This window comes from Streptomyces sp. NPDC104814 (genome assembly GCF_055583185.1).
This window is the reverse complement of the sequence record NZ_JBVJOL010000001.1, coordinates 1,811,303-1,836,581: the sequence shown is the minus strand read 5'-3', so window position 1 is coordinate 1,836,581 and position 25,279 is coordinate 1,811,303. Positions and strand designations below refer to the sequence as shown.

Below are 25,279 nucleotides of genomic sequence, written 5' to 3'. Positions count from 1 at the left end.
TAGGGAGGGCTTCTAAAGCCCTCCTAACCCATCGGACTTCCTGACCGATCAGCCCTTCCTGGCCGCCGACCAGCCCTTCCCGGCCGCCGTTTCGCCCGTCGACCGCCCGTCGTCCGCCTGGGCGCCTGGGCGCCTATTCACCGTCGAGTTCCTCGTCGATGAGCCGGAAGAGTTCGTCGTCGCTCACGGACTCAAGGGTTTCCGCCGTGTCCCCGGCCGGTGCCGGCGCCTCGGCCGGGGCCAGGGACTCGGCGAGGTGATCGGCGAGGGCCTGTGCCGTGGGGTGGTCGAAGACCACCGTGGCGGGCAGCCGCAGTCCGGTCGCCGTGGAGAGACGGTTGCGCAGTTCCACGGCGCCGAGCGAGTCCAGGCCGAGCTGCAGCATCCCGCGGTCGACGGGTACGGCACGGGCGGAGCCGTGCCCGAGCACCTGCGCGAGGTCCCCGCGGACCAGCTGCAGCAATACCGTTCGCCGTTCCTGTGAAGGGAGTTGGGCGAACGCGGGTTGCGGGGCGGTCTCCTGCCGGACGGCCGAGACGGGCGCCGGGATCAGCGTGCGCAGCACGGCGGGCGGTGTCGTGCCCGCCGCCTGGCTCCTCCTGAGCGCGGGCACGTCCCAGCGGGCGGCGACGCGCACCCCGCCCTCGGAGGTGAGCGCCTCGTCGAGCAGCGCCAGCGCCTCGTCCTCGGTCAGCGCCAGCACGCCGCCGCGTCCGATCCGGGCGACGTCCGCCGCCGTGAGAGCGGCGCCCATGCCGTCCGTGCCGGTGTCCCACAGCCCCCACGCCAGCGAGAGTCCGGGCAGACCGTCCGCCCGCCGTGACTCCACCAGCGCGTCCAGGAACGCGTTGGCCGCAGCGTACGCCGCCTGCCCAGCGGTCCCGAGGACGCCGGCCACCGACGAGAACAGCACGAAGGCGTCCGCCGAGTGGGCCCGTGACACCTCGTGCAGATGCCAGGCCGCGTCGACCTTCGCCCGCAGCACCCCGGACACCCGCTCCGGGGTCAGCGCCTCGACCGTGCCGTCGTCCAGCACGCCCGCCGCGTGCACGACCGCCCGCACCCGGAACTCGGTGAAGAGCCGCTCCACCTCGGAGCGCAGGGACACGTCCGCCGCCGCCCACACCACCGAGGCACCCAGGCCCTCCAACTCCTGCGCCAGCTCACCGGCCCCGGGCGCGGCGGCGCCACGCCGGGAGACCAGCACCAGTTCCCGCGCCCCGCACGCCTGCACCAGATGACGTGCCACCACACCACCGAGCGCTCCCGACGCCCCGGTCACCAGGACCGCGTCGGCCAGTGCGGGCGAGTCGCCGGGGGAACGGGGTGCTTCGCTCAGGCGCCGCACGTAGAACTCGCCCTTGCTGTGCACCAGTTCGGGCTCGCCGTCGGGAAGGGCGGTGGGCGGCTCGGCGGTGTCGGTCTCCACGAGCACGAACCGTCCCGGATGCTCGGCCTGCGCCGACCGCACCAGCCCCCGTACCGCGGCACCCACCACATCCGAGCCCGTCACCACCACCAGCGTCCCCTCGGCAGCGGCCACATGCCGCTGCACCACACCCAGCGCCTCACCCACCACCTCGTGCACCACGGCCGGAACATCCGCACCGGCCTCCCGCCGCAGATCCACCACCCCCGCCGTCCGCGCAACGTCGAGGACGGGTGCCGAGGCCGGCACGGGGTCGTATCCGACCTGCCACAGGGTGCCCGCGTCGCCGGGCGCCTTGAGCGCGTCGGCGTCGACGGTGCGCAACACCACGGTCCGCGCGGTCAGGACCGGCTCACCTTGCTGTGTGGTGATGCCGAGCGCCGCTCCGTCCGCCGTCCTGGTCAGGTGCACGTGCAGCGGCTGCGGTGCGAGCGGGCCGTCGGTGTGCAGTCGGACCCCTTCCCAGCTGAACGGCAGCCGCAGCTCGCCCGCGGGCTGCCAGAGGATGAGCGGATGCAGGGCGGCGTCGAGAAGCGCCGGGTGGAGCGCATGGCCGTCGGCGGGTACGAGGTCGAGTTCGGCGTGCAGGGATCCGTCGGGCGCCCGGTGCACCGCGCGCAGCGACCGGAAGGGGCCGGCGTAGTCCAGGCCCACGTCGGCGAGGCGGGTGTGGATCTCCTCGACGGCCAGAGGTTCCCGTGGGCCGTCGGCCACCAGCGGGGGCGGCACGTCGTCGGACGCCTGCTCCAGCCGCCCGGTGGCGTGCAGCGTCCACGGGCGCCCGTCCGTGCCGGTGTCCGCTGCGTCGTCCGTCGCGGTGTCGGGCCCGGTGTACGTCGCGGGCCGGGCGTAGATCTTCAGATCCCGGTGTCCGCCGGTGCCGGCCGGCTCTACGACTGCCTGGATCTCGACGTCCGCGCCCCCGTCGGGCCCGGCCGCGGTGGGCAGGGGCAGAGGTGCGGTGAGCGTGAGGTCGCCGACGACCGGGTGCCCGGTGCGCCGTCCCGCGTACAGGGCGAGTTCGAGGAGGCCGGTGCCGGGCAGGACCGGCGTGCCGTGCACGGCGTGCCCGGCCGTCCACGGGTGATCGGCCGATGTGATCCGGCCGGTGAAGACGGTGCCGAGGCCGCCGCCCAGGTCGAGGGTTCCTTCGAGGAACGGGTGACCGGACTGCCGCGTGGTGCGCCGGCGCCGCGGCGGGTTGAGCCAGTAGCGCTCCCGCTGGAAGGGGTAGGTCGGCAGCGCGTCGGGGGTGGGCACCGCCTCCGGGTGTGCGATCCGAGCCGCGGTCGTGTACCAGGTGCGCCAGTCGACGTCGGCGCCAGCCGCGTGCAGGACAGCGGCAGCCGTGAGAGCCGTACGGGTCTCGGGCCGCCCGCGCCGGCCCGCGGCCGCCAGTGCGCCGGGCCGCTCTCCGTCGGGCAGGGACTGCGGGACCAGCGCGGACAGGACGGCGTCGGGCCCGATCTCCAGATAGCGGGTGACCCCTTCGGCGTGCAGGGTGCTCACCGCGTCGGCGAAGCGCACGGCATGACGTACGTGCTCCGCCCAGTAATCGGGCGAGGTGAGCCGGCCGGATTCCGCCAGACGGCCGGTCGTGTCGGAGACGTAGCGGATCGCGGGTTCCCGCAGGCGCAGACCGGCCACGGCCGTCCGGAACTCTTCCAGCATCGGTTCCATCAGCGGGGAGTGGAAGGCGTGGCTGACCCGCAACCTGCGGGCGCGCACACCCAGGCCGCTCAGCCGCGCCGCGACCGCCAGTACGGCGTCCTCGTCGCCGGAGAGCACCGTGGCGCGAGGCCCGTTGACGGCGGCGACGCCGACCAGTCCGCGTTCGTCGCCCAGTTGCGCCAGGACCTGCTCTTCCGGCGCCTCGAAGGACAGCATCGCTCCCTCGGCCGGCAGCGCGTCCATCAGCCTGGCCCGGGCGGCGACCAGGGCCGCCGCGTCCTCGAGGTCGAGGACGCCCGCGGCATGGGCGGCGGCGATGGCACCCACCGAGTGACCGACGACCAGGTCGGGACGCAGTCCCCAGCTCTCGTAGAGCCGGAACAGGGCCGTCTCGAAGGCGAACAGGGCGGGCTGGGTCCAGAGGGTACGGCCGAGCAGTTCCGCCTCGGGCGAGTCCGGGTCGGCGAACACCACGTCCCGCAGGGGTCGTTCGAGTCCGAGCCGTGCGTCGAGGGCGGTCGCGGCGGCGTCGAAGGCGTCCGCGAAGGCGGGGTACGCGGCATGCAGGTCGCGTCCCATGCCGGGGCGCTGGCTGCCTTGCCCGGTGAAGAGGAAGGCGGTGCGTCCCTTCACCGCCTCCGTCACGGGCGTGCGCGCGTCGGCCAGCGCGGACAGCTCCTCGACGAGGTCGGCGCGCCCGTCGGCGACGACGACGGCCCGGTGCTCGAAGGTGGCCCGGGACCCGGCCAGCCCCGCCCCCAATGACGCCGGTGTCAACGCCTCGTCGTCCCGTACGAGTTCGCGCAGCCGTGCCGCCTGAGCGCGCACCGCTTCGGGCGTACGGGCGGACAGCGGTACGGGGAACGGTGTTGCCGTGTCTGCGACCGGCACGGCGGCTTCCTCGACCGCGCCCTCTCCCGGTACGGCCGTCACGGGCGCCGGGGCCCCGGCGACTTCCTCGACGATCACGTGGGCGTTCGTGCCGCTGATGCCGAAGGAGGAGACGGCGGCGCGGCGCGGCGCCCCGTCCGGGCCTGCGGGCCAGGCCCGCGCCTCGGTCAGGAGGCGGACGTCGCCCGCTTCCCAGTCGACCTGCCGGGTCGGTGTGTCGGCGTGCAGGGTGCGGGGCAGGACGCCGTGCCGGATCGCCTGCACCATCTTGATGACCCCACCGACACCGGCGGCAGCCTGCGTGTGCCCGATGTTCGACTTCAACGAACCGAGCCACAGCGGCGTTTCGCGGTCCTGTCCGTACGTCGCGAGCAACGCCTGCGCCTCGATCGGGTCGCCCAGTCGCGTTCCGGTGCCATGGGCCTCCACGGCGTCCACGTCGGCCGGGGTCAGTCCGGCCGACGCCAGGGCCTGCCGGATCACCCGCTCCTGCGACGGACCGTTCGGCGCGGTCAGACCATTGCTGGCCCCGTCCTGGTTCACGGCCGAACCCCGCACCAGCGCCAGCACACGGTGCCCGTTGCGCCGCGCGTCCGACAGCCGCTCCACCAGCAGCAGCCCCACGCCCTCGCTCCACCCCGTGCCGTCGGCGTCCGACGAGAAGGGCTTGCAGCGGCCGTCCGGCGCCAGCCCCCGCTGACGGCTGAACTCCACGAAGGTCGCCGGGCTGGCCATGACGGTGGCACCGCCCGCGAGGGCCAGGTCGCACTCACCGGTGCGCAGTGCCTGCGCTGCCAGATGGAGCGCCACCAGCGACGAGGAGCACGCCGTGTCCACCGTCACCGCCGGCCCCTCCAGGCCGAAGGTGTACGCGATACGGCCGGAGGCGACGCTGCCGGCGCTGCCGCTGACCAGATAGCCCTCGGATCCGTCCGGTGCCTCGGCCGCCTGGTGCAGCCGTGCGCCGTAGTCGTTGTACATGACGCCCGCGAAGACGCCGGTGCGACTGCCGCGCAGGGCGGCGGGGTCGAGGCCCGCCCGCTCGAACGCCTCCCAGGCCGTCTCCAGCAGCAGCCGCTGCTGCGGGTCGGTGGTCAGGGCTTCCTTGGGGCTCATGCCGAAGAAAGCGGGGTCGAAGTCGGCGGCGTCACCGAGGAACCCGCCGTGCCGTGTGTAGGAGGTGCCCTGGCGGTCGGGGTCGGGGTCGTAGAGCGCGTCGAGGTCCCAGCCGCGGTCGTCGGGGAACGGCCCGACCGCGTCCGTACCGTTCTCCACCAGCCGCCACAGGTCCTCCGGCGAGGCGACCCCGCCGGGGTAGCGGCACGCCATCGCCACGATCGCGATCGGCTCGTCGGCCGTCGCCGTGGGCACGGGCCTCGGGTCCTCCTGCGCCTGTCCCGTGTCGCCGAGCAGTTCACCGAGCAGTTCGTCGTGCAGACGGCGGGCCAGGGCGGTCACGGTCGGGTGGTCGAAGACGAGCGTGGCGGGCAGTCTCAGGCCGGTGACGGCGGTGAGCCGGTTGCGCAGTTCGACGGCGCTGAGGGAGTCGAAGCCGAGCTCGGCGAAGGGACGTTCGTCAGCAATCGTTTCGGGGTCGCTGTGTCCGAGCACACCGGCCACCGCTTCCCGTACGACGTCCAGGACCCTCGTGCGTCGCTCGTCTCCGTCCAGCCGGGCGAGTTCCTGGGTGAGGGTGTCCGCATCGGACTGTCCGCTGCCGACGGTCGCGGTGGGCGCGGTGCGCGGGAGGAGGCCGCGCAGGAGGGCGGGCGGGGGTGTGCCGTCGTTCTGCCTGCGGCGCAGGCCCGCCAGGTCCCAGCGGGTCGCGACCCGCAGGCCGCCGTCCGGGAACGCCAGCGCCTCGTCGAGCAGCGCCAGCGCCTGCTCCTCGTCCAGCGCCAGTACTCCGCTGCGCGCGATCCGGGCCACGTCGACCGTGGACAGGCTCTCGCCCATGCCGCCGGTGGACGCGTCCCACAGGCCCCACGCCAGTGACAGCCCGGGCAGGCCCTGCGCCCGCCGCGACTCGGCGAGCGCGTCGAGGAAGGCGTTGCCCGCCGCGTACGCCGCCTGTCCTGCTGTGCCCAGCACGCCGGCCACGGAGGAGAACAGCACGAAGGCGCTCACGGAGTCGCGGGACACCTCGTGCAGGTGCCAGGCCGCGTCGGCCTTCGCCCGCAGCACCCCGGAGACCCGCTCCGGCGTGAGCCCTTCGACGGTCCCGTCGTCGAGGACACCGGCCGCGTGCACCACCGCGCCCACGTCGAACCGGTCGAACAGGGCTTCCACGTCGGCCCGCACCGAGACGTCCGCCGCGACGAACTCGGCGTGTGCCCCGAGCTCCTCCAGTTCCGCGGCCAGCTCCCCGGCCCCGGGCGCCGCGGCACCGCGCCGGCTCGCCAGCACCAGCTGCCGCACGCCGTGCGCCCGGACCAGATGCCGTGCCACCACGCCGCCGAGGGCCCCGGAGGCGCCCGTCACCAGCACCGCGCCCCGCAGCGCCCGGAGGTCGGAGGCGGTGGCCGCCGGTGCCGTGGTCAGCCGCGGTGCGAGCAGGCGGCCGTCGCGTACGACGACTTCGGGCTCGCCGTCGGGAAGGATGGCGGGCGGCTCGGCGGCGTCGGTCTCCACGAGCAGGAACCGTCCCGGATGCTCGGCCTGCGCCGACCGCACCAGCCCCCGTACCGCGGCACCCACCACATCCGGACCCGTCACCACCACCAGCGTCCCCTCGGCAGCCGCCACATGCCGCTGCACCACACCCAGCGCCTCACCCACCACCTCGTGCACCACGGCCGGAACATCCGCACCGGCCTCCCGCCGCAGATCCACCACCCCCGCCGTCCGCTCCGGCGTGAGGGGCGCTCCGAGCGCCGGGGCGAGTTCGACGGCGTAAAGGGGGGTTTTGCGTGCCGCGGCGCCGAGCTGTGCGGGGTCGATGTGCCGTACGGCCACCTCCTCTGCGGTGAGGACGACCGTCCCGTCGGCGCCGGTCACCGTCAAGCCGTAGCTCGTGCCGTCCGGCCCGGGCACCAGCCGGGCACCGGCCGCGGGCGTCCCCGCGTCGTGCAGGCGAACGCCCCGCCAGGCGAACGGCACGACGATCCCGTCCCCCGCGTCCGCCGCGGCGAGCGCGATCGGGTGCAGCGCGGCGTCCAGCAGTGCGGGGTGCAGGACATAGCCTCCGCCGCTGTCCGTGCCGGCGGCCGGCTCCAGCCGGGTGTGCAGGTGCCCTTCACCGCTGCGGGCCATGGCCCGCAGGGCGCGGAAGGCGGGCCCGTAGTCGTATCCGGCCGCCGCGAGCCGCTCGTAGGCGTCGCCCGCGTCGTCGTACGTCTCCGGGGCCCGGCCCTGCCCACCGGTGGGCGTCGGCTCGGGTCCGGGCGGTGCCAGCTCCGCGCTGACGTGCCGGATCCACGGGGTGCCGGGGTCCGCGTCGTCGGGGCGGGTGTGCACGGTGAGGGTCCGCCGGCCGTCGGCGTCCGCCGCTCCGGCATGGACGCGCAGATGGACCGACCCGGTCTCCGGGAGGGGTAGCGGGGCCTCGATCAGCAGCTCGTTCAGCGTCGGCGCGCCGAGGCGGCCGCCGGCGTGCAGGGCCAGTTCGACGAGCGCGGCGGCGGGCAGCAGGGCCCGTCCGGTGATGGCGTGGTCGGCGAGCCAGGGATGGCCGGCCAGGGACAGCCGGCCGGAGAGCAACAGGCCTTGGCCCTCCGGGAGTTCGATCTCCGCTCCGAGGAGCGGATGGTCGGCGCTGCGCAGACCGGCTCCGGTGACGTCGGCGGCGTTGTGCGGGACGTCCAGCCAGTGCCTGCGGCGCTGGAAAGCGTACGTGGGCAGCTCGACGCCACCGTGCGTCCCGGGGTACAGAGGTGTCCAGTCCACCGACGCCCCCGACACATGGGCCTTCGCCAGGGCGTCCACGAACGTGCCCACGGCCTCCTGTCCCCGGCGCGCGGCGGGCACCGCCACGACCTCTGGCAGCGCCTCCCGCACCAGACCGGTCAGCACACCGTCGGGACCCAGCTCGACCACGCGGGCCGCTCCGGAGGCGCCCAGTTCCTGTACGACGTCATGGAACCGCACCGCCTCCCGCACATGCCGCACCCAGTACTCGACCGACCGCAGCCGGTCCACGCCCACCCGTCCCGCACCGTCGAAGGCGACGATCTCCCGCTGCGGCTCCCGGAACTCCACCGACTCCAGCACCGCACGGAAATCCTCCAACGCCCCGTCCATGTGCGCCGAATGGAAGGCGTGACTGACGTCGAGGCGCCGCACACGACGGCCTCGCTCCTGGAAGAGGGCGGCAACGGCCAGTGTGCTCTCCTCGTCGCCGGAGATCACGACGGCCCGTTCACCGTTGACGGCGGCGACATCCACCCCGTCCCGCAGCGCGTCCCGGACCTCGTCCTCGGTGGCCTGCACCGCCACCATCACCCCGCCTGAGCGCGCCCCCTGCATGGCCCGCCCACGCGCCACCACCAGCCGCACCGCGTCGCCCAGCCCCCACAGACCGGCCACATACCCAGCGACCAGCTCACCGACCGAATGGCCCGCGACCCACTGCGGCGCCACGCCGAACCGCTCCAGCAGCCGGAACTGTCCCACCTCCACCGCGAACAACCCGGCCTGCGCCCACTCCGTACGGCTCAACAGAGCCGCACGACCGTCGTCGAACACCACTTCCTTCAATGAGGCGGCACCGTCACCGTCCCGCACCACCGCATCGACGGCCGCCACCACCTCGTCGAACGCCTCCGCGAACACCGGGAACGCCTCGTACAGCGCACGCCCCATCCCCGGCCACTGACTGCCCTGCCCCGTGAACACGAACGCCGTGCCCCCAGGGGATGCCTCGCCTTCGACGAGTGCGGGATGCGGGACCCCGCCGGTCAACGCACGAAGAGCGGCGATGAGTTCGGCGCGGTCAGTGGCGCGGGCGAGCGCTCGGTGCGACAGCGCGGAGCGGGTGGTGGCCAGACTGTTGCCGATCACCTGTGCCGGTGTGTCCACGTGTGCCTCGGCGAACGCGGCGAGGGCTCGGGCCTGTGCGCGCAGCGCTTCGGGGCTGCGCGCCGACAGCGGCCACACCACCGGCAGGCCACTCTCGCCGGTGGTGGGTTCCAGTTCGCTCTCGGCCGGCGCCTGCTCCACGATCACATGCGCGTTGGTCCCGCTGATCCCGAACGACGACACCCCCGCACGCCGTACCCGGCCCACCTCGGGCCAGTCCACCGGCTCTGCCAGGAGAGCCACCCCGCCCGACGACCAGTCGACGAGCGGTGAGGGTGTGTCGGCGTGCAGGGTGCGGGGCAGAACGCCGTGCCGGATCGCCTGCACCATCTTGATGACACCACCGACACCGGCGGCAGCCTGGCTGTGCCCGATGTTCGACTTCAACGAGCCAAGGAGAAGGGGGGTTTCGCGGTCCTGGCCGTACGTCGCGAGCAACGCCTGCGCCTCGATCGGGTCACCCAGCCGTGTGCCGGTGCCATGGGCCTCCACCGCGTCCACGTCAGCCGGAGTCAGTCCGGCCGACGCCAGGGCCTGCCGGATCACCCGCTCCTGCGACGGACCGTTCGGAGCCGTCAGCCCATTACTGGCGCCGTCCTGGTTCACCGCAGAACCCCGCACCACCGCCAGCACACGGTGCCCCTTGCGCCGCGCGTCCGACAACCGCTCCATCAGCAGCAGCCCCACGCCCTCGCTCCACCCCGTGCCATCGGCGTCCGCCGAGAACGCCTTGCAGCGGCCGTCGGCGGACAGTCCGCGCTGACGGCTGAACTCGACGAAGGTGTTGGGGCGGGCCATGACGGTGGCCCCGCCGGCGAGCGCGAGGTCGCACTCACCGGTGCGCAGCGCCTGCGCGGCCAGATGCAAGGCAACCAACGACGAGGAGCACGCCGTGTCCACGGTCACCGCCGGCCCCTCCAGGCCGAAGGTGTACGCGATGCGGCCGGAGATGACGCTGCTCGTGGAGCCGGTGAGCAGATAGCCCTCGTAGCCGTCGGGTGCCTGCGGGAAGCGGGCGCCGTAGTCGTCGTACATGGCTCCGGCGAAGACGCCGGTGCGACTGCCGCGCAGGGCGGCCGGGTCGAGGCCGGCCCGCTCGAACGCCTCCCACGCGGTTTCCAGCAGCAGCCGCTGCTGCGGGTCCATCGCCGCCGCCTCCCGCGGGCTCAGCCCGAAGAACTCCGCGTCGAACTCGGCCGCGTCGTAGAGGAATCCGCCCTCGCGGGCGTAGGACGTTCCGTGGTGGTCGGGGTCGGGGTGGTACAGCGCGTCGAGGTCCCAGCCGCGGTCGGCCGGGAACGGCCCGACCGCGTCCGTACCGCTCTCCACCAGCCGCCACAGATCCTCCGGCGAGGCGACTCCACCCGGGTAGCGGCACGCCATGCCGACGATCGCGATCGGCTCGTCGGCCGCTACGGCCGCCACCACGGGCGTGGGCGCCGGACCGGCCGCTCCCGCGCCCAGCCCGTCCAGGAGCCGCGCCGCCAGCGTCGTGGGGGTGGGGTGGTCGAAGACGATGGTGGCGGGCAGCCGCAGTCCGGTGGCCGAGGCCAGCCGGTTGCGCAGTTCCACGCCCGTGAGCGAGTCGAAGCCGAGGTCCTTGAAGGAGCGCTCGGCCGCGACCACCTCAGCGCCCGTGTGCCCGAGCACTTCGGCGACTACACCGCGGACCAGATCGAGCGCGGCGCGCTCGCGTTCGGCCGGGGCGAGCGCCGCCGTCCGTGCGGACCAGGTGGTGTCTGCGCCGGCCGTGGACGCCGCGGCCCGCCGCCTGACGTGCGGGGCCACTTCCCGGAGCACGGCCGGGAGTTCACCGCGGGCCGCGCGTTCGCCGAGCGCCCGCTGGTCCAGGCCCGTGGCGACGTGGAGCGGGTGCGGTGCGGCGAGGGCGTCGTCGAGCAGGGCCAGGGCCCGTTCGGCGGTGAGGGGGGTGAGGCCGCTGCGCGTCCAGCGCGCGCGTGCGGCGGCGCCGAGGGTTCCGGCCATGCCGGCCTCCTGCTCCCACAGACCCCAGGCCACGGAGGTGGCGGGGAGGTCCCGGGCGCGGCGGTGCAGGGTCAGGGCGTCGAGGAAGGCGTTGGCAGCCGCGTAATTGGCCTGGCCCGACGTTCCCACGATGCCGGAGACAGAGGAGAACAGGACGAACGCGTTCAGCTCCAGCCCGAGTTCGAGGCTCAACTCGTGCAGATGCAGCGCCGCGTCGGCCTTGGGACGCAGCACCGCTTCCAGGCGGTCCTGGTCGAGGTCGCCGAGCAGCCCGTCGTTGAGTGTTCCGGCCAGATGGAAGACCGCGCTGACCGGCGGCGTGGCCTCGGACAGCACGGTGGCCAGGGCCGCGCGGTCGGCACTGTCGCAGGCCGCGAAGCGGACCGTGGTGCCCAGGCCGGCCAGTTCGTCGGCCAGTTCCCGCGCACCGTCGGCCGTGTCACCACGGCGGCTGACGAGCAGCAGATCCCGCACGCCGTGCCGTTCGGCCAGGTGACGGGCCAGGAGCGTGCCGATGCCGCCGGTGCCGCCGGTGATCAGAACGGTGCCGTGCCCGCCGAGACGACGGACGGGGGCGCTGCCGCTCTCCGAGCGTTCGGCCTCCCTGGCGACCCGGGGCACCAGCAATGCGCCGTCCCTTACGGCGAGTTGGGGCTCAGCGGTGGCGAGGACGGCAGCGATCGGCACGTCCTCGTCGGTCGTGTCGAGAAGCACGAAACGGTCCGGGTGTTCGGTCTGGGCGGTGCGCACCAGGCCCCAGGCAGCGGCGGCCGCGAGGTCCGGCACCGGCTCCCCGTCCCGTACGGCCTGCGCGCCCCGGGTCACGAACACGAGACGCGTCTGCCCGAACCGCTCGTCGGCGATCCAGCCGTGCACCAGCCGCAATGTGCGCGCGGCGACGGCGTGCACGGCGTCGGGGCCGTGCGGGCCGCTGGCCGGCGCCGCGAGGTCGGCGGGCGTCGCGAGGTCCACCACCACGGCCTCCGGTGCGGCCTGCCCGTCACCGGGGGCCACGGCGGCCAGGTCGTCGCCGGAGAGCCGTACCCAGCGGCGATCCGCGTCCCTGAGGGATCGGTCCCGGACAGGCGTGGTCAGGGAGCGCCATACGACGGGATACAGACCCCCGGAGGAGGCGTTCCCCCGAACCGCGGACCCGAGCCGCTCGATCTGCTCCCGCGGTACCTCCCGCAGCCCGGCGGCATCCAGGGTCAGCACGACGTTCCCGGCCGGGTCGGAGGCGTACAACCGCCATCCGTCGCTCCCCCGCGTCCAGCGAACGCGCAGCGCCGCCGCACCCGAGGCATGCAGCCGCACGCCGGTGAAGGTGAAGGGAAGGGTGATGTGCCCCGGAGCCGCGTCCTCGGCGAGGGACTCGACGAGCGGATGCAGCGCGGCGTCGAGCAGAGCCGGATGGATCCCGAAGTCACCGGCGTCGTCCTTGAGTTCCTCCGGCAGAGCGACCTCGGCCTCGATGACGCCGTCGGCGCCGCGCACGCCGCGCAGGCCTTGGAAGGCGGGGCCGTAGGCGTAGCCGTGCGTGGAGAGGCGCTCGTAGGCGCCGTCGACGGACGCCCACGGTCCCGGCAGCTCGGGTTCCGCGTCCTCGGCCGCGTGGTCCTGCGGGGCGGCGAGGGTTCCGGTGGCGTGCCGGGTCCACTCCGCCGTGCCCGTACCGCCCTGCCCGTCCGCGCCGTCCCCGTCCCTGACGTCCTCCGGCCGCGCGTGGATGGCGACGGGCCGGTGGCCCCGGCTGTCGGGGGCGCCCACGGTCACCTGGACGAGCACGGCCGCCTCCGGGGGCAGCAGCAGGGGCGCTTCCAGGGTGAGGTCGGCGGTGTCGCCGCCTCCGACCCGGTCGGCCGCCGCCCCGGCGAGTTCGAGGAACGCGGTGCCTGGCACCAGGGTGTGGCCGAGGATGGTGTGGTCGGTGAGCCACGGGTGGGTGACGGCCGAGAGCCGGCCGGTGAGGACGATCCCGCCGTCCTGCGCCAGTTCGACGGCGGCACCGAGCAGGGGATGCCCCGCGCGTCGAAGCCCCAGCCGGCTCACCGCACCGCTCGCGTCGGGTGTCGCGGTCCAGTACCGCCGTCGCTGGAAGGCGTACGTGGGCAGCTCGACACCGCCCCGCGCCCCGGCGTACAGCGGCGCCCAGTCCACCGACGCCCCCGACGCGTGCGCCCGAGCCAGGGCATCCACGAACGTGCCCGCCGCGGCACGGTCGCGCCGTATCGACGCGACAGCGGTGACCTCCGGCAACGCCTCCCGCACCAGTCCGGTCAGCACACCGTCCGGGCCCAGCTCGACCACGCGGGCCGCTCCGGAGGCGCCCAGTTCCTGTACGACGTCATGGAACCGCACGGCCTCCCGCACATGCCGCACCCAGTACTCGACCGATCGCAGCTGGTCCACGCCCACCCGTCCCGCACCGTCGAAGGCGACGATCTCCCGCTGCGGCTCCCGGAACTCCACTGACTCCAGCACCGCACGGAAATCCTCCAACGCCTCGTCCATGTGCGCCGAATGGAAGGCGTGGCTCACCTCGAGGTGCCGTACGCGACGGCCCCGGTCACGCCATACCTCGGCCACCTCGCCGGCCGCCTCCGCGTCACCGGAGACGACCACCGACGCCGGTCCGTTCACGGCAGCCACGTCGAGCCGACCCTCGTACGGCGACAGCGCGTCCCGGACCTCGTCCTCGCTGGCCTGCACCGCCACCATCACCCCGCCCGAGCGCGCCCCCTGCATGGCCCGCCCACGCGCCACCACCAACCGCACCGCGTCGCCCAGCCCCCACAGACCGGCCACATACCCCGCGACCAGCTCACCCACCGAATGACCGGCCACCCACCGAGGCACCACGCCGAACCGCTCCCACAACCGGAACAGCCCGACACCGACCGCGAACAACCCGGCCTGCGCCCACTCCGTACGGCCCAACACCGCCGCACGACTCTCGTCGAACACCACCTCCCTCAACGAGGCGGCACCGTCAGCGTCCCCCACCACCGCATCGACGGCCGCCACCACCTCGTCGAACGCCTCCGCGAACACCGGGAACGCCTCGTACAGCGCACGCCCCATCCCCGGCCACTGACTGCCCTGCCCCGTGAACACGAACGCCGTGCCCCCGGGCCGGGCGGTGCCCACGGCGAGGCCGGGTGCCGGGGTGCCTTCGGCAAGGGCACTCAGCGCGTGCCGTAGGTCCTGGAGGTCGCTGCCGGTGACGACGGCGCGTTCGGGCAGGGTCGTACGGGTCGTGGCAAGGGCGCGGCTGAGGGCGCGCGGGTCGGTGCCGGGAGCGTCGGCGAGGAGGCGCAGCAGCTTCTCCGCCTGGCCGCGCAGCGCTTCGGGGCTGCGTGCCGACAGGGGCCAGGCCACGGGCAGCCCGCTCTCGTCGGTGGCGGGTTCCGGCTCGCTCTCGGCCGGCGCCTGCTCCACGATCACATGCGCGTTGGTCCCGCTGATCCCGAACGACGACACCCCGGCACGCCGTACCCTGCCCACCTCGGGCCACTCCACCGGCTCCGCCAGGAGCGCCACCGCACCCGACGACCAGTCGACGCGCGAGGTGGGCTGTTCGAGGTGGAGCGTGCCCGGGAGACGTCCGGTGGTGAGCGCGTGGACCATCTTGATGACACCGGCGACACCCGCGGCGGCCTGCGTATGCCCGATGTTGGACTTCAACGAGCCAAGGAGAAGGGGAATTTCGCGGTCCTGGCCGTATGTCGCCAGCAGGGCCCGCGCCTCGATCGGGTCGCCGAGCCGTGTGCCGGTGCCATGGGCCTCCACGGCGTCCACGTCAGCCGGAGTGAGTCCGGCCGACGCCAGGGCCTGCCGGATCACCCGCTCCTGGGACGGACCGTTCGGAGCCGTCAGCCCATTGCTGGCGCCGTCCTGGTTCACGGCCGAACCCCGCAGCACCGCCAGCACACGGTGCCCCTTGCGCCGTGCGTCCGACAGCCGCTCCACCAGCAGCAGCCCCGCGCCCTCGCTCCAGCCCGTGCCGTCCGCCGCGTCCGCGAACGGCTTGCAGCGGCCGTCCGGCGCCAGCCCCCGCTGACGGCTGAACTCCAGGAACATGCCCGGTGTGGACATCACGGCGACGCCACCGGCGAGGGCCAGGTCGCACTCGCCGGTACGCAGCGCCTGCGCGGCCAGATGCAGCGCCACCAGCGACGACGAGCACGCCGTGTCCACGGTCACCGCCGGCCCTTCGAGGCCGAAGGTGTAGGCGATACGGCCGGACAGGATGCTGCTCGTGGAGCCGGTGAGCCGGTGTCCCTCGCCGCCGCCCGCGTTCTCGTGGAGCCGGGGGCCGTAGTCGAGGGTGGTGCCGCCGACGAAGGTGCCGGTGCGGCTGCCGCGCAACGCCTCCGGGTCGACGCCGGCCCGCTCGAACGCCTCCCACGCCGTCTCCAGCAGCAGTCGCTGCTGCGGGTCCATCGCCGCCGCCTCGCGCGGGCTCAGCCCGAAGAACTCCGCGTCGAACTCGGCGGCGTCATACAGGAATCCGCCCAGGCGGGCGAAGGTCTCCGGCGCGTCGGCCAGGTCCCAGCCGCGGTCCTGCGGAAAGGGGCCGATCGCGTCCGTGCCGCTCTCCACCAGCCGCCACAGGTCCTCCGGCGAGGCGACCCCGCCCGGGTAGCGGCACGCCATGCCGACGATGGCGATCGGGTCGTCGGAGACCGGGGGCAGGGCCGGCGCGGGCCCCGGTTGTCCCGGTCGCAGCGTTTCGCCGGCTGCCGCCGTATCGAGGCGGGTCCGGAGGACGTCGGTGACGGACTGCGGGGTGGGATGGTCGTAGACGAGGGTCTGCGGCAGGTCGAGGCCCGTGGCGGTGGCGAGGCGTTCGCTCAGTTCGACGCCGCCGAGCGAGTCCAGGCCGAGGTCCTTGAAGGGGCGGGCCGGGTCGATGGTGTCGGGGGTGACATGGCCGAGCACGAGGGCGACCTGTGTGCGGACGAGTTCGGCGAGGTCTTGGCCGGTGCGCGGGTCGGGCCGTACTCCGATGTCACGCGGCGCGGGCGCCTGGGGCGACGGGGCGTGCGTCTCGGATGCCTGGGTGTCGGCCTCGGGCAGCCAGTGCCGTTCCCGCTGGAACGCGTAGGTCGGCAGGGCGATCCGCCGGGCCGGGACGCCGTGCAGCGGGCCCGTCCAGTCGGCGCCGAGCCGGGCCAGGGCCGTCAGCAGCGTCGCGGGTTCCGGGTGGCCGCGGCGCAGCGCGGCCGTGGCGGGCACCGCCGGGTGCGGGCCGGGGAGTGCGGCGAGGGTGTCCCGGACGGCCGTGGTGAGGGCCGCTTCGGGGCCGAGTTCGAGGTGGGCGCGGATTCCGAGCGCGTGCAGGGCGCGCACGCCGTCGGCGAACCGGACGGCTTCACGCGCGTGCCGGACCCAGTAGCCGGGCGTGGTCAGGTCCGTGCCCTCGGCGATACGGCCGGAGAGGTTGCTGACGACGGGCACGCGCGGTGGCCGGTAGTCGAGCTCCTCGGCGACCGCACGGAACGCGTCGAGCATCGGCTCCAGGTGCGGGGAGTGGAAGGCGTGGCTGACGCGCAGCAGCCGCGTGCGGCGGCCGTTCGTCTCCCACCGCGCCGTGAGGGCCCGTACGGCCGTGCCGTCGCCGGAGACGACCAGCGCCCGCGGGCCGTTGACGGCGGCGACGGCGACCCCGGGGCCGGCTTCGGTGAGCAGCGGCAGGATCTCCTCCTCGGTGGCCTCCAGCGCGGCCATCGCGCCGTCGGTGGCGGGGAGTTCCTGCATCAGACGGCCCCGGGCCGCCACCAGACGGGCCGCGTCGTCGAGGGTGAGGACGCCCGCGGCGTGGGCGGCGGTCAGTTCGCCGATGGAGTGGCCGGCCAGGGCCGTCGGGGTGATGCCCCAGGAGCGCACGAGGCGGTCGAGGGCCGTCCCGACGGCGAAGAGCACGGGCTGGGTCCAGGCCGTGGTGTCGAGCAGTGCGGCCTCCTCGCTGCCGTCGGCGGCGAAGGCGATGTCGTGCAGGCGGCGGGGCAGCCGGTCGCCGAACGCGTCGGCCACCTCGTCGAAGGCGTCGGCGAAGACCGGGTAGGTGGCGTACAGCTCGGCGCCCGCGCCCGCGCGCTGGCTGCCCTGGCCGGAGAACACGAACGCCAGGGCGGGTGGTGCCGGGTCGGTCCGCGCGGGTTCCGGCGGCGCGTTCCAGGTCGGGCGGGCGCCGCCGGCCAGGGCGTCGAGTTCGGTGAGCAGCGTGGTGGGGTCACCGGCCGTGAGCAGGGCGCGGTGCGGGAGGCGGCTGCGGGTCGTGGCGAGGCTGTGGGCGACGTCCGCGACGCGTGCGGTGGGCCGGTCGGCGAGGTGGGCGCGCAGCCGGGCCGCCTGCTCGCGCAGGGCCGGTTCGGTGCGGGCGGTGAGCAGGACGGGCAGGCCCGGCGTGGGGCCCCCGGCCGGGGTGCCGGACTCGGTCGCCTCAGCTGCGGCCGGGGTGCCGGCGTCGGCCGGCTCGGGTGTGGCCGAGGTGCCGGGTTCCGTCGCCTCAGGTGCGGCCGGGGTGCCAGGTTCGGCCGGCTCGGGTGCCGCGGTGAGGACCAGGTGGCAGTCGGTGCCGCCCATGCCGAAGGAGCTGACCCCGGCGAGCGGAGTTGCGCCGCGCTCGGTGGGCCACGGCCCGTGGGCGGTGCGGTAGATGAGGCCGAGGACGGCCAGCGGAATGTCCGGGCGTGGGGTGTGCTCGCCGGGGGTGCCGGGCAGTTCGCGGTGGCGGAGGGCGAGGGCGACCTTGACGAGGCCGACGATGCCCGCTGCGGCCTCCAGGTGCCCGACGGACGCCTTCGACGACCCTATGTGCAGGGGGGCGGGGCCGTCGCCGTACACGACGCCCACCGCGCGCGCCTCGACCGGGTCGCCCACGCGGGTGCCGGTCCCGTGGAGTTCGACGTACGCGACCTCGTCGGGCGCGGCGCCGGCGCGGCGCAGGGCGGCCCGCAGGACGGCCTCCTGGCCCTCGGCGCCGGGCACGGTGAGGCCGTCGGTGGCTCCGTCGTTGCCGATGGCGCCGCCCAGGACGACGGCGTACACCGTGTCGCCGTCGGCGCGGGCCGCGGCGAGGGGTTTGAGGACGACGACCGCGCCGCCCTCGCCGCGGCCGTATCCTGCGGCGCGCTCGTCGAAGGGGTGGGAGCGGCCGTCGGGTGAGAGGCCGCCGAAGCGGCTCGCGGCGAGGGTGCTGTCGGGGGCGGCGATGAGGTGGACGCCGCCGGCCAGGGCGACGGTGGATTCACCGGAGCGAAGGCTCTCGCAGGCCAGGTGCACGGCGACGAGCGAGGACGACTGTCCGGTGTCCACGGTCAGACTGGGGCCGCGCAGCCCGAGCACGTAGGAGAGACGGTTGGCGATGATGCCTCGGCTGAGACCGGTGAGGGTGTGCCGTCCCACCGCGGCCGGGCCGAGGCGGTGGGTGAGGGCGGCGTAGTCGTCGGCCATGGCACCGACGAACACGCCGGTGCGGGTGCCCAGCAGAGCGGTGGGCGGCACGCCCGCGTCCTCCAGGGCCTCCCAGCCGAGTTCCAGCGCGAGCCGCTGCTGCGGGTCCATCGCGGCGGCCTCGCGGGGGGAGATGCCGAAGAACTCCGCGTCGAAGGTGTCGATGGAGTCGAGGAACGCACCGTGGCGCGGCACGCCGCTGCCGTCGGCGGGCCACCGCCCCTGCGGGGCCGGGCCGAACGCGTCCCGGCCCTCGCGCAGCAGCCGCCAGAACGCCTCCGGCCCGTCGGCTTGCGGCAGCCGGCAGGCGATGCCCACGACGGCGATGGCGCCGTCGGGGTCCTCGGCGGCGGAGTGGACGGTGTCGGCGGACTCGGGACGGTGCGCGACGCTCATCTCGGCTCGGTGCTCCCTCATCATGGACGCCGGGCCTTCTCGGCCCGCTGCTGCGGGGCCCGAAGGGCCCCTGGCCATGGTCGGAACAGGTTCTAAACCGGCCCTGAAAGTGGGCTGCGCGGGTCGGGCGGTGCCGCGCGCAAGTGACCGGCCGACGGCCGGGCCGGACCGACCCGCGCGCGGTCACCCGGGAGGTGACCGCCGCCGACCCGGGTCATACGGTGCGGCGCAGCGCTCACCCGGACGTGCCGTCGGCCCGTGTCAGGCCGTTCCGCGCAAGGTGCGCCCGGGGAGTGACTCGGTGATGAAGCGGGCGAGTTCGGCTCGGGAGGCGACGCCGAGCTTGCGGTAGATGCGGCTGAGGTGGACGTCCACGGTGCGTGGGCTGAGCCGCAGGTGCGCGGCGATGTCCCGGGTGCGTTTGCCGGTGGCGGCGATCTCGGCGACCTCCCGCTCCCTGGTGGTCAGTCCGGTCAGCCGGTCCGACGCCGCGCGGGAGGCGGTGGCTCTGCGGGCGGCGTGCGCGACCTCACGCGGGACCGGTACGTCGACGTCGCGGACCAGCCGTGCGGCCTCGTCGCGCAGTGCGCGGCGCCCCGTGCGGGCGGTCAACTGCTCAGCGAGTTGCAGCAGTTCGGCCGCCTGCTCGGCACGGCAGCGGGCGGTGCGCCCGGCGGCCGCCGGACCCGGGCCGCCATGCGGTGCCGCCGCCTTCCCGCTGTGCTGCCCGTTCCCGCCGAGGTGCCCGTTCCCGCCGTGCCGCGCCTCCCGCTCGCGGATGTCCGCCCCGTCGCCGCCGCCGACCAGCCGTAGCGCCAGCGCGAGCCGTTCGCCGGCGGAGGCGAGGTCGCCCGCCCGCATCGAGTCATGGGCCGCGGCGGCCAGGATGCCGATGTCCTCGGGAGCGCTGCCTGGCTCGGACCGCTCCACGTGCAGGGCGAGCGTCTGCACCGGCGCTGCGCGCGTCACGAGGACGGTCAGCGCGCGCCGGTGCGCGCCGCGCCGCCAGCACGGATCTGTCTCCTGGTAGAGGACCCGGCGCAGCAGCGGGTGCCGGAAGCGGTGGTCGCCGCGGTCGGCCGCTCGGACGACGTCGAGCCGCTGCAGGCGCTCCACGACCCGGCAGGCGGCGCTCTCGGTCAGTCCCGAGACGGCACTGACCCCAGCCAGGTCGAAGGTGTCGCCGAGCACGGCCGCGGAGGCCGCGACGAGGCGCTCCTCGCGGGTGAGCGGTTCCAGTTCGGCCTCGGCGCGGGCGGTGAACACGGATGGCAGGGCAGGCCCCCGCCCGAGCCAGGCGTCTGCCTGGAGGTCGTCGCCCGAGAAGGCCGGCCACCGGTCGAGGGTCAGCAGGTACAGGGGGACGCCGCGCGAGGCGTGGTGCAGGGAGCGCAGCCGCGGTGAGTCGGCGGGCAGTCCGGTCAGCCGGCCGGCCTGGGCCAGGGACAGCGGGCCGAGTTCCACGCTGACCGCCGTGCCGTCGTCCACCCGCTGGGCGAGCAGTCCCCGCAGCCGGGGCGGGGTCTGGGCGGGCCGGTGCGCCACGACGATCGACACCGGGGCCTCGGTGGGCCAGCGCAGCAGGTACTCGAGCAGTTCGAGCGAGCCGGCGTCCGCGGCGTGCACGTCATCGAGGACCAGGGCGAGCCCGCCGTCCGGGCCGGGCCGGTGCGCGGCCCAGTCGTCGAGCAGGCCGGTGACGGCGGAGAAGGCCCGGCAGCGGTCGTCGACCACGGAGCTGGCGTGGCTCGCGCCGGCCGGGAACGGTCCCACGGCGAGCTCGCGCATCAGCCAGGCCGCGGCGTCGCGCCGGTCGCGGTGGCCGCGGTCGGCGAGCCAGCGGCGCAGCGCCTCCACGAACATGTCGCAGCGCAGGCCGGGTTCGCCGCTCCCGCCGCTGCCGCGCAGCACGAGCCGGCCGCGCTGCCGGGCGAGCCGGGTGAAGTCACCGAGCAGCCGGGACTTGCCGGAACCGGGCTCTCCCATCAGTTCGACGACGCACTGTCCTCCCGTCCCGGCGGCGAGCGCCGCGTCGAGGAAGCGGGCCTCCTCCGGCCGCAGCGGCGACGGATCGCCGGGCGGAGCCTGGAAGGGGCGGTCGATGGATGACGTCGTCGAGGCGCTGGCGGCCACGGTCCGCACGGTTCTTCCCTTCCACAGGCTCCTCTGGTGTTCGCGGTAGCGGTGACTGTAGCCCGAGCGTCCGGGCCAACGGCCGCTCTGCAACGCAGACTTAATTTTCAACTATTTGTGCCGCTGTGCTCCCGGGACAGCGGTACGCACCAGGTTCAGGAGGGGTTTAGCGAGGAGGTAGGGGCGGCCACCAGCGTGGGGGTCCGGGCCGGTGCCGTACACGGTGCGCCGGCGGACGACCGGAAGGGCGGACACCGCCATGGGAGAGGGCTTCTCCATCACCGAGCCCGCGCAGCGCCGCCGCCACACTCTGTTCTTCCTGGAGGAGATCCGCGACTTCGCACCCGTCTTCCTGGACACGGAGGTCGACGCCGGCGCGATCGTCGCCCACCGGGCCGCTGCCGCCGGGGACGACGGCGAGCGGCCCGGCGCGCCCTACTCGTTCGTCGCGTACGTCGTCGTCGCGGCGGCCCGGGTGCTGGCGGCCCATCCGGAGGCCAATGCGGCGTACCGGGGCGGCCGTCGTCCGCGCCTGGCGAGGTACGAGCAGATCGCGGCGAAGGTGACGCTCGACAAGCAGGTCGACGGAACACGCCTGGTGCTGGCCACCGTTGTCCCGCAGCCGCACGTCGACGGCCTCGACGGGGTGCAGCGGGTGCTCGACCGGATCCGGGACACCGAACCGCACCGGCTGCCCGAACTGGCGCGGCTGCGCGAGCTGCACACCCTGCCCTGGCGCAAAGGCAGGGCCCGGTTCCGCAAGGCCGCCCGGTCGCTGGCGCTGCGGCCACGGCTCACCGGCACCTATGCGGTGACGTCCCTCGGGCACCGCGCCGTCGACGCCTTCCACTCGGTGGGCGGCACCACGCTCACCCTGGGCGTGGGGCGGGTCGCGGACCGTGCCGTGGTGCGCGACGGACGCGTCGAGGTGGCGCCGGTGCTGCGGCTGAGCCTCTCCTTCGACCACCGGGTGATCGACGGCGCGGAGGCCGCCGACATCCTCACCGAGATCCGGCAGACCCTTCAGGACTGGCCCCCGGCGACGGCGGCCGACCCGCGACGAGAGGAGGACGGGGCCGCCCCCGGCCTCGCGCCGGGCGCGGTCCCGGCACCCGAATGAACGACCTCGACGAGTTGAAGCAGTACGCGATCGCCCAGGCCCGCTCCCAGGCCGTGGACGACGCGGCACTGCGGCCCCTGCTGGACGCCATCCGCACCGATGAGGACGGCACGGCCGGATCGTGGGTGTACGAGTGGACGCGCGCCGCGGAGCGGCTGGAGGAGCAGGGGCGGCTGCTGGAGGCGGTGCGCTTCCACACCCTGGCCCGCTTCCCGTTCCCCGACGGCGCGGCCCGGCAACTGGCGCAGGAGCGCGCTACGGCCGTGTTCACCCGCTGGGCCGAGCAGTTCCCGCAGCTCAGCCGTCTGGAGGTGCCCACTCCGCGCGGCCCGGTGCGGGCCTGGGCCACGGGTCTTGACCCGGCGCGGCCGCGGCCGCTGCTGCTGATCAGCGGCGGCATCATCTCCACGAAGGAGCAGTGGGCACCGGTGCTTCTGGAACTGGCGGCGTTCGACCTGGCCGGGGTGGTCGTGGAACTGCCTGGCGTCGGCGAGAACCCGTTGCCTTACGACGCCGACAGCCACCGTCTGCTGTCCTGGGTACTGGACGCCGTCGGAGACCGGGCCGACACGTCACGGACGTACGCGCTCGCCCTCAGCTTCAGCGGCCATCTCGCCCTGCGTGCCGCGCTCACCGACCGCCGGCTGCGCGGTGTGGTCGGTGCGGGCCTGCCGGTGCGGGACTTCTTCACCGACCGCCAGTGGCAGGCCAAGGTTCCCCGGGTCACGGTCGACACGCTCGCCCATCTGCTCGGCACCGCCCCGCACGAGGTGTTCGACGCGATCCGCGACTGGGGGCTGTCGGAGGACGAACTGCGGTCCCTGGACATCGAGGTGGCGCATGTGACGAGTCTGCGCGACGAGATCATCCCGCCGTCGGACTCCGCGTTGCTGCGCCGCGCGCTCCCCTCGGCGGACATCCGCGTCCACGACGACGTGCACGGCTCACCGGCGCACTTCCCGGAGACCCGGCTGTTCACCCTGCTGTCGGTGCTGCGGATGCGCGGCGGGGCACCGGAGGCGGTGCGCGCCCTGCACGAGCAGCTCATCGCGGCGGAACGTGCAGCGGCCGGGGCCGCCGGTCAGCCGAAGTGACGGAGCGGGAACGGCATTTCGCGCTCCGGTTCAAGTGCGGCCGCCGGGCCCGAAGTTCACGCTTCAGCTCAAGTGACCGAGTGAGGCCCACAGTTCACGCTCCACCTCGCTCACCGGAAGGTCGGTCGCCAGCCGCTCGGGATGCCCGGGCGGCGGGCCGGCCGGCTCGTCCGGCTCTTCCGGCACGTGCGGCTCGTCAGCCTGAGGCACGACGAAGCCTGTGAAGACACCCCACGACCAGGCGACCGCCGCCAGCGACGCGGGGCACGGCAGCAGCCACGCCAGCAGGGAACCCGCCGCCGCCCGCCATCGTCTGCGTCGCCCCATCGTGACCCCTTCCTCGACCTGGTCCCTGTGCCGGCCATCGTGTCGAGCGGCGCTGAACCGCGCCTTAAGCACCCCCCGGAGACGTACGTAGTTTCTCTGATGTGCCCGGCATGGCCCTCGGCGAGGCTGTGGCTGAATCACGAGCCAACAGGGGGCACGCATGAGGTACGAGGTTCTCGGCACGCTGCGCATCCGTACGGTTGACGATCATCTGACGGTCAACGCCCGCAACATGGAGGTGGTCCTCGGGGCGCTGATCGCGCGGGCGGGCGAGACCGTCTCCACCGCCCGCCTGGTGACCGAGATATGGGGTGAACATCCGCCGCGGCGACATCTCGCCGCGATCCACGTCTACATATCGCAGCTGCGCAAGCTGCTGGCGTCCGACGGCCGGCCCACCGCGCGGATCGTGACGCGCTCACCCGGTTACCTTCTCCGGCTGGACGGCGACCAGCTGGACGTGGACGACTTCGCGCGGCTGGTCCGCGCCGGCCGGGAGCACGCCCGTGCGGGCCGCCACCACGAGGCGCTGGGCGTCTTCGAGACGGCCCTCGATCTGTGGCGGGGTCCCGCCCTCGGTGACCTGCGCGCGGGCCCGATCATCGACACGTTCGTCACCTGGGCGGAGGATGCCCGCATCGAATGCGCGGAGCTGCGCATCGACTCGGCGCTCGAACTGGGCCGTCACCGCGAACTGATCGCCCCGCTGCACACCCTCATCAGCGAGCACCCGCTGCACGAGGCGTTCCACCGCCAGTTGATGATCGCGCTGTACCGCTCGGAGCGGCAGGCCGAGGCGTTGCAGGTGTACCGCTCGGCACGCCGCACGATCAACGAGGAGCTCGGTATCGAGCCCTGCCGTTCCCTGCGCGATCTGCACCGGGCGATCCTCCAGGCCGACCGGGGTCTGGACCTGGCGAACGCCGCGTGACCGGACCACCGACACCAGCCTTCCGGAGGAGCCATGTCCGTTCTGACGTCGCACAGCCCGTCCACCGCCGACTGGATACGCCGCTACCGGCCCCGCCCGAGGGCCGCGGTGCGCCTGGTGTGCTTCCCGCACGCGGGCGGCTCGGCGCCGGCGTTCCTGCCCTGGGCCGACGCGTTCGGCCCGGCCGTCGAGGTGCTCGCCGTGCAGTACCCCGGCCGCCAGGAACGCCACGCCGAGCCGCTGGTACCGGATCTGCACCGGCTGGCCGACCTGGTCGCGCCCGCGGTGCGCGCCGCCGTCGGGGACGGCCCGTACGCGCTGTTCGGGCACAGCATGGGCGCGTCCCTCGCCTTCGAGGTCGCCCTGCGACTGGAACGGTCCGGCTCCTACCCGGCCCTGCTGGCGGTGTCGGGACGGCGGGCACCCTCGATGCCGGCGGACCCGGGCCGCTCCGTCCACCACCTGGACGACACCGAACTGATCGCCCATCTCAAGGACCTGAGCGGTACCGATCCGCGTCTCCTGGACGATCCGGAGGCCCGCGCGATGATCCTCCCGGTGGTCCGGGCGGACCTGCGGGCGGTGGAGACCCACGGGGCCGGCCGTGAGACGCGGGTGAGCGCGCCGATCCTGGCGCTGACCGGCGACGCCGACCCGTGGACGGCCATCGACGAGGCCGCGGAGTGGAACGCGCACACGAGCGGGCCGTTCGAACTGCGGGTGTTCCCGGGCGGCCACTTCTTCCTCACCGATGTGCGCGAGGAGGTGGTCGCGCTGGTGGACGAGCGGATCAGCGCCGGGTCAGCCCGGGTTTAGCCCGGGCCGCC

The 25,279-nt window shown here is 74.4% G+C and carries 7 protein-coding genes; 4 read left to right on the top strand and 3 right to left on the bottom strand.

Annotated elements, in window-relative coordinates; genetic code table 11:
* Positions 1-133 precede the first annotated feature (133 nt).
* Both ACZ64A_RS07730 and ACZ64A_RS07725 read right to left on the bottom strand, forming a co-directional pair.
* Positions 134-18,847, bottom strand: coding sequence for an SDR family NAD(P)-dependent oxidoreductase (locus ACZ64A_RS07730; protein WP_469808859.1), 18,714 nt, complete (start codon positions 18,845-18,847; stop codon positions 134-136).
* Between the two features lie 261 nt (positions 18,848-19,108).
* A complete protein-coding gene (locus ACZ64A_RS07725; protein WP_469808858.1) occupies positions 19,109-20,980 on the bottom strand; it encodes a helix-turn-helix transcriptional regulator in 1,872 nt (623 codons plus the stop codon).
* Between the two features lie 259 nt (positions 20,981-21,239).
* Between ACZ64A_RS07725 and ACZ64A_RS07720 the strand changes: the two genes are divergently transcribed.
* Positions 21,240-22,100, top strand: a complete 861-nt coding sequence (locus ACZ64A_RS07720; RefSeq protein WP_469808857.1) for a 2-oxo acid dehydrogenase subunit E2 — start codon at positions 21,240-21,242, stop codon at positions 22,098-22,100.
* Positions 22,097-23,194, top strand: coding sequence for an alpha/beta hydrolase (locus ACZ64A_RS07715; RefSeq protein WP_469808856.1), 1,098 nt, complete (start codon positions 22,097-22,099; stop codon positions 23,192-23,194). The genes ACZ64A_RS07720 and ACZ64A_RS07715 overlap by 4 nt, the downstream gene beginning before the upstream one ends.
* Positions 23,195-23,257: 63 nt before the next feature.
* On the opposite strand, the gene ACZ64A_RS07710 is transcribed toward ACZ64A_RS07715, so the two are convergent.
* On the bottom strand, positions 23,258-23,521 hold the full coding sequence (locus ACZ64A_RS07710; RefSeq protein ID WP_469808855.1) for a DUF6059 family protein: 264 nt from the start codon (positions 23,519-23,521) through the stop codon (positions 23,258-23,260).
* A 160-nt stretch (positions 23,522-23,681) separates the two neighbouring features.
* Between ACZ64A_RS07710 and ACZ64A_RS07705 the strand changes: the two genes are divergently transcribed.
* Positions 23,682-24,452, top strand: coding sequence for an AfsR/SARP family transcriptional regulator (locus ACZ64A_RS07705; protein WP_469808854.1), 771 nt, complete (start codon positions 23,682-23,684; stop codon positions 24,450-24,452).
* 33 nt (positions 24,453-24,485) lie between these two features.
* Positions 24,486-25,268, top strand: a complete 783-nt coding sequence (locus tag ACZ64A_RS07700; protein ID WP_469808853.1) for a thioesterase II family protein — start codon at positions 24,486-24,488, stop codon at positions 25,266-25,268.
* The last annotated feature ends 11 nt before the right edge of the window (positions 25,269-25,279 follow it).

Bases quoted from the DNA above. Each gene is read 5' to 3' on its own strand.
- ACZ64A_RS07705 (WP_469808854.1), top strand. From the start codon at position 23,682: ATGAGGTACGAGGTTCTCGGCACGCTGCGCATCCGTACGGTTGACGAT.
- ACZ64A_RS07720 (WP_469808857.1), top strand. From the start codon at position 21,240: ATGGGAGAGGGCTTCTCCATCACCGAGCCCGCGCAGCGCCGCCGCCAC.
- ACZ64A_RS07730 (WP_469808859.1), bottom strand. From the start codon at position 18,847: ATGAGCGTCGCGCACCGTCCCGAGTCCGCCGACACCGTCCACTCCGCC.
- ACZ64A_RS07710 (WP_469808855.1), bottom strand. From the start codon at position 23,521: ATGGGGCGACGCAGACGATGGCGGGCGGCGGCGGGTTCCCTGCTGGCG.
- ACZ64A_RS07715 (WP_469808856.1), top strand. From the start codon at position 22,097: ATGAACGACCTCGACGAGTTGAAGCAGTACGCGATCGCCCAGGCCCGC.
- ACZ64A_RS07700 (WP_469808853.1), top strand. From the start codon at position 24,486: ATGTCCGTTCTGACGTCGCACAGCCCGTCCACCGCCGACTGGATACGC.